The organism is Kurthia sp. FSL E2-0154, from assembly GCF_038003625.1.
Lineage (GTDB): Bacteria > Bacillota > Bacilli > Bacillales_A > Planococcaceae > Kurthia > Kurthia gibsonii.
The window spans coordinates 2496213-2510093 of the sequence record NZ_JBBOPO010000001.1 but is presented as its reverse complement, the minus strand read 5'-3'; the positions used below and the strand labels follow the sequence as shown (position 1 = coordinate 2510093).

The following is a 13881-nucleotide window of genomic DNA, read 5'->3' as shown; positions in this document are numbered from 1 at the left end:
TAAATAGTCTGGTTTAGTAAGCGCTCCAACCTGAATCGGCAGCAATGGCTACATCATTAATAAGAGATGATTCATCTGAAGCAAGGAAGATTGCGATATTCGCAACTTCTTCGACTGTTCTAATGCGAGGCATCATGCTGACACCACGCGTTGCGACTTCTAAGCCGAATTGGTCCATCTTACTTATATTTGCAGCGAATTTTGTTGCGACTTGGGCAGGCGCAATCGCGTTATAATGGATGTGATGAGGTCCGTATGGTGAAGCGACGTTCTTTGTCATACTAACAACTGCATGTGTCACAGCTGTATAGGCTAAGTCGTCACAACCACCTGTTAAACTAGAGATAGAGGCCATATTAACCATCGTACCGCCTCCTTGCTCAACAAAGTGAGGAATTACTTTTCGCATGGCTCGCATGACACCAGTTAAGTTAATATCAATTATACGATTCCATGTATCATCTACCATGCGCTGAATATCATCTTCAGAAGCGACATTCACTTGAACACCGAAAGCATCTAATCCTTCTTTTTGAAATTCTGCAACTGTTTCGCGTAAGGATTCGTCATTAAAGTCAGCAATAACAACCTTTGCACCTTCTTTTGCATAACTACGTGCAATTTCCTTACCGATTTCAGAATCACTATCTGTAATGATTGCAACTTTATCATTTAATCGTGACATTGTTCTTCACCTTTTCCTATTATATAGTTAAGATAGATTACGCAATCGTTATATGTAACGATATTTTAATAAAAATAAAGTATTTATAGTTGAATGATTTGATCATCTATTATAGATATAAATTTAAGTCTTTTAATCACAGTGGAGGGTTAGCAATGAATATGTGGCAAGATCGTTTTGATACAGAGGGTTATGTGTACGGTATCGAGCCAAATGAGTTTGTAAAACAATATTACAAAGTATTTAAGGGAAGTAAGAAAATCGGTGCTTTTGCAGAGGGAGAAGGACGAAATGCTGTTTTCTTATCAATGCGAGGATTTATGCTAACTGCTTTTGATTTTGCACAAAGTGGTTTAAGTAAAACGAAGAAATTAGCTTCTGAAAATCATGTGCATGTCGCAACAAGATTAACAGACCTTATTCATAATGAAACACCAATTGAAGAGTTTAATGGAGCTGTTATGATTTTTGGGCATTTCCCCAAAAAATATCAAAAGCTCATTTTTGATAAAGTAGTAAAATCAGTCACGCCAAGTGGCATGATTATGATGGAGCTGTATAGCGAAGAACAATTACATTATCAAACAGGTGGACCAAAAGATATCGATTTATTATATAATCCACAAGATGTTTTAGAGTGGTGTAGTGACTATAAGATTAAACATTTTTATGTTGGTGAAGTAGTACGTAATGAAGGCACGTTGCACACAGGATTAGCGCATGTTATACAATTCATTATTCAAAAATAGATTGCCTTTATAAGGCAATCTATTTTTATTTACTCTTTATTTCCTGGGAAATTGTGATACAATTATTTAGTGAAACTAAAAGTTACCCAAAGTAACTAATTGTGAAGGGAGGAACTGATTTGGCACATATATCATCACTGTTCCATCAAATCATTTTATTTTATAGACCTTTTGAAACACATTTGAATGCTATTTTAGCAGACCATCAATTGCATCGAGCGCAGTGGTCAATTCTTTATTACTTAGAGAAAAATGATTCAATAACTTTAGTTGAATTAGCACAGTTACAAGGAGTTGAAAAACCGACTGTGACAAGAACTGTTACAAAATTAGAGGAAGCTGGTTTAATTAAACCTATGGCTACACATGATAAACGAGAGAAACGTATAACCATAACAGAAAAAGGAAGAACACTATATCATCAAGTTCGTATTCCAATTGATGCATTTGAACATCGTTTATTGGAGGGGGTTTCAGAGGAAGAACAGCTGCAGATGATTGAATTGCTAGTAGCGTTAAGAGAAAAAATTTAATAAAAAGAAGGAATAATATGAGTAAGACAAAAGCAGCTTTATGGACACCACAATTTATTGTGATGTCAGCCATTAATTTTTTATTAATTGTTATTTTTTATTTATTAATGGTAACAATCGGCAAATTTGCGATTAGTGAGTACGGAGCAACAACAAGTCAAGTTGGTTTAGTAACAGGTATTTATATTATTGGTACATTATTAGGACGATTATTTACAGGTCGTGTCATTGAACAAATTGGACGCAAAAGAGTATTATTATTTGGTTTGCTCTTTTTCATTGCAACTACGGGATTATATTTCATTCATGCAGGAATTATTCTTTTATTAGTATGTCGCCTTGTACATGGGATTGGGGTAGGAGTTGCCTCTACAGCAACTGGAACCATTGTTGCGCAAATTTTGCCTCCATCGCGTAAAGGTGAAGGAATTGGTTATTTTGCAATGAGTGCAACATTAGGTACAGCAATTGGTCCTTTTATTGGACTATCTATGGTTCAACATACAACATATTCTGTTATTTTTATGATGTGTATGATAATCGGTATTATTAGTTTCTTACTTGCTGTATTCACAAAAGTACCTGATGCTGAATCAACTACAGTAGTACAACCAACTGAAAAATCAAAAGGAAGTTTTATTTCACAATATATTGAACTAAAAGCAATGCCCATTGCCATTGTTACGTTTTTAATGTGCTTTGGTTATGCAGCAATTTTATCTTTTATTAGCTTGTTTGCAAAAGAACGTAATTTAGAAGTAGCTTCTAGTTACTTCTTTATCGTTTATGCAATTGCTGTTTTATTAACACGACCTGTAACAGGGAAAATGCTAGATCGTTTCGGTGGAAACTCCGTCATGTATCCTTGTTTTATTTTCTTTGGTACTGGATTAATTTTAATGAGCTTTGCACATTCAGCTTTTATACTCCTCTTAGCTGGTATTTTAATTGGTATTGGGTATGGTAATTTATCATCTGGTGCCCAAGCACTGGCTATTAAGTTAACGCCTCCGCAGCGTATGGGACTGGCTACATCTACTTACTTTATTGCGTTAGACGCCGGCTTAGGTGTAGGACCATATCTCTTGGGGTATGTGATTCCTGTATTCGGCTATAGTGTTCTATATACCTCTCTTGGTATTTTTATTTTTGTACTCATTCTTCTCTATTACGTAGTCTATGGTAAAAGAGAAAGAATGTTAAAAGTTTCACAATTAAGCTAAAAACGTTTTAAAAATAAATGTTTTAGTGTTAAAATATGCATGGACATATTTTAAAGAGTGAAATATATGGGAAAGTTAGAAGGTAAAGTAGCAATTATTACTGGAGGAGCTGGCGGTATCGGAAGTGGTATGGCACGTGCAATGGATAAAGAAGGTGCAGTTGTAGCAATCGTTGATTTAAACGAAGAAATGGGAAAAGCGACTAAAGCAGAACTTCAAGCGATTTCTCCAAAATCATTTTTCTTAAAAGCCGATTTAATGGATTATGCAAATCTTCCAAACATTGTAGAAACAGTGGTTGAAAAATGTGGTAAACTAGATATTCTAGTAAACAATGCACACGTTTCAAAACAAGTGCCACTAGCAGAAACAACACAAGCACACTTAGATCTATCATTTGGTACAAGTTTCTACCCTACATTCTATTTAATGAATGCTGCATTACCATACTTAAAAGAGACAAAAGGTAATATCATTAACTTTGCATCAGGTGCTGGTCTTTCTGGCCATAAAACACAAGGTGCTTATGCAGCAGCAAAAGAGGCAATTCGTGGATTATCACGTGTAGCAGCAAATGAATGGGGCGAATTCGGTATTAATGTCAATATCATCAGTCCATTAGCATACACTCCAGGCGTTGAAGCTTGGTCAAAATCACAACCAGAGTACTATGAGCAAGTTCGTAATCAAATCCCACTAGGTCGCTTTGGTGAAGTAGAACAAGACATCGGCCGTGTAGCTGTATTCTTAGCTTCAGATGATTCTTCATATATCACTGGTCAAACTCTAATGGTTGATGGTGGATCATTAATGCTTCACTAGAAACGATGATTTTCGTGGCTATTGAGGAGGATATAGTTGTGAAGGATTCAAATTTATTTCAAGTTATACACAAAACGGAGTATATTAATAACTCAAACATCTATCATTTTACAAGACGTTTTCCGCATAAATTAGGTGTAACACCTGTACTTGTACTCTCTGAACTTTTACAGCATGGTGCTTTAAAGCAAACTGTGTTAGCAGAAAGAATGGGATGTACACCTGGTGCTATGACAAATATTGCGAATAAACTTGTAAAATTAGGTTATGCGAAGCGTGTTTACAACGAAGAAGATCGTCGTCATGTGCTCATGGAAATTACTGATGCAGGTGTTTCAGTATTAAAAGATGCACAGGTACAAGGACGAAAAGTACATCAAGAACTATTTGAAGTATTAACTGATGAAGAACTCGAACAATATTTAAATATTACTGAGAAGTTATTAGAAGCTTCAATAGCACGAAATCAACAATATAAGCCTTAGTTTGAAAAGAGGCTGGGACAAAACCCTAGCTAAAAGCAAGAGAGCTTCGGCACATGAAAATGCCGAAGCTCTTTTTGGTCTGTCTGCGGATGTTCGTTTTGGGCGATGCTTTTCGCGGGCACGGCTTCATCTCATGTTGGCGATGCATCGCCAACATGGATATTCCGCTCGTGCTGTTCCCGCAGAAGTCACGCCCTCACGCCCATCTAAAACAAAAAATAGGATACAAAAAAAGAGCCTTTCCTGTTAAAATTTAAGTATCTTACCACAAAAATAATAAAAGGAAGTGCTCTTTATGTATAAAAACTATAACATGAATCAAGTGATTTTACCATTAGATTTTGAAATGAAACTAGCTGAAAAAGATATTGCTTTTTCGATCCATCATTTAGTCGAAAGTATTCCAGAAGAAGCTTTCGCTCCTTTCTACAAAGCGACAGGTTGTCCTTCTTATCACCCTAAAATGATGTTAAAAATTATTTTATGTGGTTATACACAATCTATTTTTTCAGGTCGCCGGATGGAAGATTTAACAAAAGATAGTGTACGTATGATGTGGTTAGCACAAGGTTACGAACCAAGCTATCGTACGATTAATCGTTTTCGCGTTCATCCACAGATGCAAGAACTTCTAAAACAATGCTTTATCCAATTCCGGTGTCGATTAATTGAAGAAAAATGCATTGACCAACAAGCAATCTTCATTGATGGTACAAAAATTGAAGCGAATGCCAATAAGTTCACTTTTGTATGGAAGAAGTCGGTTGAAAACTATCAAGCTAGTATGATTGAAAAGTCTAATGCCTTATACGAGCAACTCGTAGAAGAACGTATTTTGCCTGCCATTCAAAAGGAACAAAAAGAGGCTTTATCTGAAGAAGAGCTAGAACAAGTCGCTTCGACATTAGAAGAAGTAATTGATGATTATACAGAAAAGCTGGAAGCTTCCTCTGATTCAACCGAACGAAAACAATTGCGTGCAGCACGTAAAACACCGAAACAATATTTAAAACAAGTGAAAGATTGGATTGTCCGAAAAAGACAATATCGTCTTCATTTACAACAGATGGGTACACGAAATAGTTATTCAAAAACCGATGTCGACGCGACATTTATGCGTATGAAAGACGATTATATGAAGAATGGACAACTGAAACCCGGTTACAATGTTCAAATCGCAACAGAAAATCAATATGTCCTTGCTTATGAGGTGTATCCGAATCCGACAGATACAAAAACGCTCGTGCCCTTTTTACAAGATATTCAAGCTCATTATTTTGAACTACCTGAACATATTGTCGCCGATGCAGGTTATGGTAGTGAACCGAACTATCAATACGTGGTAGAAACACTCCAACGTAAAGCATTAATTACATATGGTATGTATCGCAAAGAACAGCAACGAAAATATCTTAAAGATCCTTTTAAAACAAGCAATTGGGCATATAACGCAACGACAGATTGTTATACGTGCCCGAATGGACAATTAGTAACGTATCAATACGACTCAACACGTACGGACAAAACAGGATTTACACGTCATTTTAAAATATATACATGTGAAGACTGTTCAGGATGCCCTTTCCGTTCATCTTGTACAAAAGCACGTGAAGGAAACAATCGAAGATTGGCCATCAATACGCATTGGGAAGAACAGAAGAAAATGATTCAAGCGACGCTTTCAGAAGCAAAAACAGGCGCCATTTATCGAAAACGAAAAATCGATGTGGAACCAGTTTTTGGATTTTTGAAGGCGAATTTAGGTTTCACTCGATTTTCACTTCGTGGAAAATCGAAGGTCCGAAATGAAATCGGACTTGCCTTAATGGCAACCAACCTAAGAAAGTATGCGATGAGAGGGTAAAACCCTCCCATCACTTATGAAAAAAATCACACAAAAAAGGAGATTGCCTGCGCAATCTCCTTTTTTGTGTGACTGAGAGCTATTTATGTCCCAGCCTCTTTTTTGTATGTAAAAGAGAAGAATTATTTATTCGAAATAATTTTCTCGTAAAAGGCTTGAAGTGAAGCTGTATAAGGACTTTTATATAAAAAAACTAGTTTAAACAATTAATTTTATTTAAAAATTTAGAATTTACAGAAAATTAATGTAGACGAATTAAAAGTAATCATTTAAAATTTGAATTGTTAGATGAAGGGGAAGTATCATTTATATTTCTGAACAAGTATCATTACATAATTCAGAAAAATCAGAATTTAGGGGGATTCATATGAATAAAAAATTAAAACGGTATGGTTCGGTATTTTTAGCAACTTCTTTTGTTTTAGCAACACTTACAGGATGTGGAGCAAAAGATTCATCAGGCGGTGGCAGTAAAGACGACGCAAAAGAAATCAAGTTAGGTATGAACTTAGAATTGTCAGGTCCTGTAGCTTCTTATGGATCTGGTATCGCAAATGGTGCACAACTAGCGATTGACGAAATTAATGCCGATGGTGGAATTGACGGTAAAAAAATTACAGTAGTTAAAGTAGATAATAAATCTGATTCTGCCGAAGCAACAACAGCTGCTTTGAAGTTAGCTACACAAGACAAAGTAGTTGCACAAATCGGTTCTGCAACATCAGGTAATACACTTGCCTCGGTGAAAATTGCGAATCAAAACAAAATGCCAGTTATCGGACCATCTGCAACGTCACCAAACGTAACAGTCGATGAAAAGACAAATAAAGTAAATGACTACGCATTCCGTACATGTTTCATTGATCCATTCCAAGGTAAAATTGCAGCTAACTTTGCCATTGATACGTTAAAAGCAAAAAATGTAGCAATTTTCTCAGATAGTTCAAGTGACTATGCAAAAGGACTGGCAAAATCATTCAAAGAGACAGTCGAAAGTAAAGGTGGGAAAGTCGTTGCACAAGAAGCATATGTAGCAAAAGATACAGACTTCAAATCAACACTTACACGTTTAAAAGCTAAAAATCCTGACTTTATTTATATTCCGGGATACTATGAAGAAGTGGGTATTATTGTAAAACAAGCACGTGAAATAGGTATTACAGCACCACTAATGGGTGGAGACGGTTGGGATTCGCCAAAATTAGTTGAATTAGCAGGAGATGAAGCACTGAACAATACGTACTTCACAAATCACTATTCAGCTGAAGATCCAGACAAGCGTATTCAAGATTTCGTAAGTGCATATAAAAAGAAATACGATAAAACACCAGATGCATTCAATGCACTTGGTTACGATACAGTGTATTGGTTGAAGGATGCAATTGAACGTGCTGGATCAACAGATGGTGAGAAAGTCCAAAAATCATTAGCTGATACAAAAGATTTAAGTCTTGTAACAGGTACATTCTCAGTTGATAAAAATCATCACCCTGTAAAAACAGCAACAGTACTTGAGTTTAAAGAAGGCAAACAAGTATTCAACTCAAAAGTAAATCCTTAATAATGAGCTGAATAGTAAGAGAGTGTCTAGTTTACGCTAGGCACGCTCTTTTACTTTAATGATAGGGAGAGGTGCAAATGGAGTGGTTACAACAACTCATTAATGGTATATCACTTGGTAGTATTTATGCGCTTATTGCATTAGGATACACAATGGTATACGGCATTATTAAACTGATTAACTTTGCACATGGTGATGTATTCATGATCGGGGCATTTGTAGGTTTTTATGCTGTCACGTCTTGGCAAATGGGCTTTTTCCCAGCACTCATCATTGCGATGGTTTTATGCGCAATACTTGGCGTAGTAATTGAAAGACTCGCTTATAAACGATTGAGAAATTCAACCAGAATTGCGGCACTTATTACGGCGATTGGCGTTTCGTTATTAATTGAATATGTCACAATTTATATTCGTGGTGCACAACCTGAAGCCTATCCAAAAGATTTAGTTGCCAATAAGCAAATTAATTTATTCGGTGCAGATATTAGTTCGCAATCATTATTAATTTTAGGTGTATCGATTACATTGATGATTTTATTACAGTTTATTGTACATAAAACGAAGGTTGGTAAAGCGATGCGTGCGGTATCACATGACGCGGAAGCAGCAAAATTAATGGGAATTAATGTGGACAATACAATCTCAGCTACATTTGCGATTGGATCTGCATTAGCAGGTGCAGCAGGCGTTATTTTCGGATTATATTACACAAAAATCGACCCTTTAATGGGTGTTATTCCAGGAATGAAGGCCTTCGTTGCAGCGGTATTAGGTGGAATTGGTAGTATTCCAGGAGCGATGACAGGCGGTATGATTTTAGGTGTTATTGAAACAATTGTAAGTGCAGTTGGCTTCTCACTGTGGAGAGATGCAGCCGCATTCATTATTTTGATTATTATTTTAATCTTTAGACCAGCAGGTATTTTCGGTAAAAATACCCGCGAGAAAGTGTAGGTGGCGGCCTTATGAAAAAGTCTAAAGTGTTTTGGATATATACTGTTTTGGCGCTTGTTGTATATGCAGTCGTTCAGTTTATGATTACAAGTGGACAACTAGATGCATATTATACAAATTTAATGATTACGATTTTAATTAATATTTCATTAGCAGTTAGTCTTCACCTCGTTATTGGAATCACAGGGCAGTTCTCAATCGGACACGCTGGGTTCTTAGCGGTTGGTGCTTACATTTCTGCGATGTGTACAATGAATTTTAATATGCCATTCATTGTGAGTTTAATTATCGGTGCATTGGCAGCGGCAGTAATGGGATTCCTAATTGGTATGCCAACCCTTCGTTTACGAGGAGACTATTTAGCTATTGCAACACTAGGGTTCGCTGAAATCATTCGTATTACGTTTTTAAACTGGGAGTTCGTAGGTGGTGCCTCAGGCTTCCAAGTAGATCAGCAAACAACATGGACATTCGCATTCTTTGCGACACTCGTGACGATTATTGTTATTTCAAACTTTACGAAATCACGTCATGGCCGTGCATGTATCGCAGTAAGAGAAGATGAGATTGCAGCAGATTCAATGGGGATTAATACGACATTTTATAAAGTAATTGCCTTTGTGATGGGTGCATTCTTTGCAGGTCTTGCGGGTGGGTTATTCTCGCACAACTTCTATATTATCCTGCCATCACAGTTTGGTTTCTTAAAGTCATTTGATATTTTAATTTATGTAGTACTTGGTGGTTTAGGAAGTATGTCAGGTGCGATTATCGCAGCAACACTGTTAACGATTATTTCACAGTACCTACAAGAGTTCCCAGAGACACGCATGATTATTTACAGTTTAGTTTTAATTATTGTGATGCTATATCGTCCTTCGGGTTTAATGGGTACGAAAGAAATTACGGATATTTTTAAAACAAAAAAACAACGTAAACCTGTAGCGAAGGGGGAAGATTAGCATGAATAACCCTTTATTAAAAGTAGATCAAGCAGGGATTCAATTTGGTGGTTTAAAAGCTGTTTCAGGTTTGAATATGGAATTATATCAAGGTGAGTTAATTGGGCTAATTGGACCGAATGGTGCGGGAAAAACGACAACATTCAACATGTTAACAGGTGTTTATAAACCGACAGAAGGAGCCATCTATTTTGATGGTAAGAATACAAAAAGTATGTCACCTCACCAAATTACTAAAAGTGGTGTGAGTCGTACATTCCAAAATATTCGTCTATTCAAGGAATTATCGGTTTTAGATAATGTGAAAGTAGCGAACCATTCATTAGCTAAGCACTCTATCTTAAGCTCTGTTTTACGTCTACCATCTTTTTTCAGAGGCGAAGAAGAGATGGAGAAAGAGTCAATTGCTTTTTTAGAAATATTCGGACTTGAAAAGTATAAAGATGAACTTTCTAAAAATTTACCTTATGGTATGCAACGGCGTTTAGAAATTGCGCGCGCTTTAGCGGCTAAACCGAAACTATTATTACTTGATGAGCCAGCTGCTGGTATGAACCCACAAGAAACAAAAGAATTGATGGAATTGATTGCACTCATTCGAAAACGTTTTGATTTAACGATTCTATTGATTGAACATGATATGGGTCTTGTAATGGGCATTTGTGAACGAATCTATGTACTTGATCATGGACAATTAATCGCAGATGGATTACCAGAAGAAATTCGAAATAACCCGAAAGTAATTGAAGCTTACTTAGGTCAGGAGGTTGATGAGTGATGTTGAGAATCGAGAACCTAAATGTATATTACGGTAATATTCAAGCGCTTAAAGGTGTATCACTCGAAGTAAATGAGGGCGAAATCGTTACGTTAATTGGCGCGAATGGTGCAGGCAAAAGTACATTGCTCAAAACAATCTCAGGGCTACTTCGTCCGAAGCAAGGTACGATTGAATATTTAGGTTCATCTATCAATAAAAAAGCAGCGCAAAGTATTGTCAAGACGGGAATCTCACATGTGCCAGAAGGTCGTCGTGTCTTTTCGAATATGACAGTTGAAGAGAACTTAGACTTAGGTGCATACTTGCGACGTGATCGCGCGAATATCTCGAAAGATTTAGAGCGTGTATTCGAGTTATTCCCTCGACTACTTGAACGTCGAAAACAACCTTCAGGTACATTATCTGGTGGTGAACAGCAAATGCTCGCAATGGGCAGAGCCATTATGGCAAAACCAAAGCTGTTACTCTTAGATGAACCTTCTATGGGCTTAGCACCTTTAATGGTTAAAACGATTTTTGAAATTATTGAAGAAATAAATCGTAATGGTACAACTATCTTACTTGTGGAACAAAATGCGCATATGGCATTATCGATTGCGGAACGTGGTTATGTAATTGAAACAGGTAAGGTCGTATTGTCTGGAGATGCGAAAACATTACAAGCGTCTGATGAAGTACGCGCTGCCTATTTAGGTGGTATTTAAAACAAGCTGGGATATAAGTGTGAAAACACCATATTACAAGAGCATAATAAAAACTGGAATTGCGCTATGGCACGGTTCCAGTTTTTCGTTGCGAACGTTAAAAAATGTTTTGTCTCAATCTGTTTATTTTGAACTACCAATGATTTAGTCTGCTTGTAAGACAATTCTATGTATTGGTAGATTAGATTCTTTTGCAGTACGATTTAGCATGTTTTTAAAACAAGTGTATTCAAAATCACGTATATGGAATTTTTTAAGAATGTGAGGTAGGTATATCATTTTAGTTTCTTGGGGTAGAGCCAGATATTTAGCTGTGATGAGATCGACATATTGTGCAATGAATTGACGAAAGTCGTGAGGGGCGCTAAAAAATAATGTAGCGATTTGAGACTTATTAATGAGCGTGATTTTTGAGGTGAAACATTCGAACACGAGGGACTCGAATTTTCGAATGACCATAATATGAGTTTGTGTGAATGGTTGTTCTTTATGAGTTGTTGTTTTTTCAATAAAATGATTTAAGCAGAGAACTATAAACAGCATTTTTGGCCAACATTTTTCAAAAGAGAAATAAATATTTTCTTGTGGAAATGGAATAACAAACTCTTCTTGTAATTCGTCGTAAATGCCATTATATGTGGTCTCGATAGCAACTTCGCCTTTGATTACTTGTTCAAGTTCGCGACAAAAACGAAGTACATAATTTTTTTGTACATGATTTGTACAATTATTTTTAATAGATGTATGAAGTAATTGTTCAATAGCTTTTGTAGGCCTTTTAAATCCTAATAATCACCACTTATACGGATATTTTCTAATTGTTCTGTATTTAGTACGGCTAACACATAAAGACCTCATTTTTAGAACGTATACCCTATTATTTTAAAATAAATACCATACTTTGAAAGTTAATAGTTGAAAAATATTGAATTTTAAGACAAAATAAAGTCAAAGATACACAAAAATTCTGTTTAAGACGTAATTTTTCTTGTGTATTGAATGATTGCAGAGGAGGAAATTTATCATGATTTATGCAAATCCAAATACAGCAGGTGCCGTTGTAGATTTTAAACCGCAATATGAAAACTTTATTGGGGGCGAGTGGGTTCCACCGGTAAAAGGACAGTATTTTGACAATATTACACCAATTACAGGTGAAGCTTTTACATGCATTCCGAAATCAACACCTGAAGATATTGAATTAGCACTTGATGCGGCACACGCTGCAAAAGATGCTTGGGGTAAAACATCCCCAGCACACCGCGCGCAGGTTTTAAATGCGATTGCTGATCGTATTGAAGAGAATCTTGAAAAAATCGCTGTTGCTGAGACGTGGGAAAATGGTAAGGCAGTTCGCGAAACATTAAATGCAGACATTCCATTAGCAGTAGATCACTTCCGTTATTTTGCAAGTGCAATTCGTACACAAGAAGGCTTCTCTTCTCAGATTAATGAAGATACAATTGCTTACCACTTCCAAGAGCCGCTTGGTGTAGTAGGACAAATCATTCCTTGGAACTTCCCTATTTTAATGGCTACATGGAAGCTAGCACCAGCTTTAGCTGCAGGGAATTGTGTTGTATTAAAACCAGCTGAGCAAACACCAGCTTCGATTCTATATGTTGTAGAGTTAATCCAAGATTTATTACCACCAGGTGTTTTAAATATCGTAAATGGTTTTGGTGCAGAAGTAGGTAAAGCTTTAGCAACAAATAAGCGTATTTCAAAAATTGCATTCACAGGTTCTACAGCAGTAGGTCGTCTAATTATGCAATATGCGACTGAAAATATCATTCCTGTAACACTTGAATTAGGTGGTAAATCACCGAATATCTTCTTCCCAGATATTATGGAAGCAGATGATGATTTCTTAGATAAAGCAGTAGAAGGATTCGTTATGTTTGCACTTAACTCTGGTGAAGTATGTACATGTCCATCACGTGCATTAATTCATGAATCAATCTACGATGAATTTATGAAGCGTGTTCTTGAGCGTGTTAAAGCGATTAAAATCGGTAACCCACTTGATACAGAAACAATGATGGGCGCACAAAATTCAAATGAGCAATATCAAAAAATCATTTCTTACCTAAAAATCGGTAAAGAAGAAGGCGCTGAAGTTCTTGCAGGTGGCGATGTAAATGATTTAGGCGAAGAATTTGCAAATGGTTTTTACATCCAGCCGACTGTTTTTAAAGGTACGAATGATATGCGTGTATTCCAGGAAGAAATCTTTGGTCCAGTTGTAGCTGTTACAACATTTAAAGACTTCGATGAAGCAATCAAGATTGCGAATGATACAGACTACGGTCTAGGTGCAGGTGTATGGTCACGTCATGGCGATACAGCTTACAAAGCAGGGCGTGCAATTCAAGCTGGTCGTGTATGGACAAACACATATCATCAATATCCAGCAGCAGCAGCATTCGGTGGTTACAAAATGTCGGGTATCGGACGTGAAAACCACAAAATGATGTTAGATAGCTATCAACAAACGAAAAACTTACTTGTAAGTTACGCTGAAAAGCCACAAGGGTTCTTCTAAATCGAATAGGA

At 36.5% G+C, this 13881-nt stretch carries 15 protein-coding genes; 13 read left to right on the top strand and 2 right to left on the bottom strand.

The window, feature by feature from the left end:
- Positions 1 to 13: 13 nt before the first annotated feature.
- Positions 14 to 685 (bottom strand): SDR family oxidoreductase, encoded by a 672-nt coding sequence (locus MHB75_RS12520; protein WP_340998056.1) that lies wholly within the window; start codon positions 683 to 685, stop codon positions 14 to 16.
- Between the two features lie 155 nt (positions 686 to 840).
- Between MHB75_RS12520 and MHB75_RS12515 the strand changes: the two genes are divergently transcribed.
- The 12 genes from MHB75_RS12515 to MHB75_RS12460 all read left to right on the top strand — a co-directional run bounded on the left by MHB75_RS12515 (position 841) and on the right by MHB75_RS12460 (position 11325).
- The gene (locus MHB75_RS12515; protein ID WP_340998054.1) at positions 841 to 1434 is read left to right on the top strand and encodes a class I SAM-dependent methyltransferase; all 594 of its coding nucleotides are present in this window, start codon (positions 841 to 843) and stop codon (positions 1432 to 1434) included.
- Between the two features lie 119 nt (positions 1435 to 1553).
- Positions 1554 to 1967, top strand: a complete 414-nt coding sequence (locus tag MHB75_RS12510) for a MarR family winged helix-turn-helix transcriptional regulator (RefSeq protein WP_340998052.1) — start codon at positions 1554 to 1556, stop codon at positions 1965 to 1967.
- A 17-nt stretch (positions 1968 to 1984) separates the two neighbouring features.
- Positions 1985 to 3190, top strand: a complete 1206-nt coding sequence (locus MHB75_RS12505) for an MFS transporter (protein ID WP_340998051.1) — start codon at positions 1985 to 1987, stop codon at positions 3188 to 3190.
- A 66-nt stretch (positions 3191 to 3256) separates the two neighbouring features.
- Positions 3257 to 4012 (top strand): SDR family NAD(P)-dependent oxidoreductase, encoded by a 756-nt coding sequence (locus tag MHB75_RS12500; RefSeq protein WP_340998049.1) that lies wholly within the window; start codon positions 3257 to 3259, stop codon positions 4010 to 4012.
- A 38-nt stretch (positions 4013 to 4050) separates the two neighbouring features.
- Positions 4051 to 4497: a MarR family winged helix-turn-helix transcriptional regulator gene (locus MHB75_RS12495; RefSeq protein ID WP_087681994.1), complete on the top strand. Its 447-nt coding sequence runs from the start codon at positions 4051 to 4053 to the stop codon at positions 4495 to 4497.
- Positions 4498 to 4550: 53 nt separating this feature from the next.
- Complete coding sequence (locus MHB75_RS12490; RefSeq protein ID WP_340995029.1) at positions 4551 to 4754, top strand: hypothetical protein; 204 nt, start codon at positions 4551 to 4553, stop codon at positions 4752 to 4754.
- Positions 4755 to 4792: 38 nt separating this feature from the next.
- Positions 4793 to 6361, top strand: coding sequence for an IS1182 family transposase (locus MHB75_RS12485; RefSeq protein ID WP_340998048.1), 1569 nt, complete (start codon positions 4793 to 4795; stop codon positions 6359 to 6361).
- A 367-nt stretch (positions 6362 to 6728) separates the two neighbouring features.
- Complete coding sequence (locus MHB75_RS12480; RefSeq protein ID WP_340998047.1) at positions 6729 to 7922, top strand: ABC transporter substrate-binding protein; 1194 nt, start codon at positions 6729 to 6731, stop codon at positions 7920 to 7922.
- A gap of 77 nt (positions 7923 to 7999) precedes the next feature.
- Positions 8000 to 8878 carry a branched-chain amino acid ABC transporter permease gene (locus MHB75_RS12475; protein ID WP_340998046.1) on the top strand — a complete coding sequence of 293 codons (879 nt, stop codon included), beginning with the start codon at positions 8000 to 8002 and terminating at the stop codon, positions 8876 to 8878.
- A gap of 11 nt (positions 8879 to 8889) precedes the next feature.
- Positions 8890 to 9840, top strand: a complete 951-nt coding sequence (locus tag MHB75_RS12470) for a branched-chain amino acid ABC transporter permease (RefSeq protein WP_340998045.1) — start codon at positions 8890 to 8892, stop codon at positions 9838 to 9840.
- 1 nt (position 9841) lies between these two features.
- Positions 9842 to 10618, top strand: a complete 777-nt coding sequence (locus MHB75_RS12465) for an ABC transporter ATP-binding protein (RefSeq protein ID WP_068457156.1) — start codon at positions 9842 to 9844, stop codon at positions 10616 to 10618.
- Complete coding sequence (locus MHB75_RS12460) at positions 10618 to 11325, top strand: ABC transporter ATP-binding protein (RefSeq protein ID WP_141272440.1); 708 nt, start codon at positions 10618 to 10620, stop codon at positions 11323 to 11325. Before MHB75_RS12465 ends, MHB75_RS12460 begins: the two co-directional genes overlap by 1 nt.
- A gap of 144 nt (positions 11326 to 11469) precedes the next feature.
- Here MHB75_RS12460 and MHB75_RS15140 read toward each other — a convergent pair whose 3' ends face one another.
- Positions 11470 to 12087: a DUF6904 family protein gene (locus MHB75_RS15140; protein WP_445667025.1), complete on the bottom strand. Its 618-nt coding sequence runs from the start codon at positions 12085 to 12087 to the stop codon at positions 11470 to 11472.
- 262 nt (positions 12088 to 12349) lie between these two features.
- On the opposite strand from MHB75_RS15140, the gene exaC reads away from it, so the two are divergent.
- On the top strand, positions 12350 to 13870 hold the full coding sequence (exaC, locus tag MHB75_RS12455) for an acetaldehyde dehydrogenase ExaC (RefSeq protein ID WP_340998042.1): 1521 nt from the start codon (positions 12350 to 12352) through the stop codon (positions 13868 to 13870).
- Positions 13871 to 13881 lie beyond the last annotated feature (11 nt).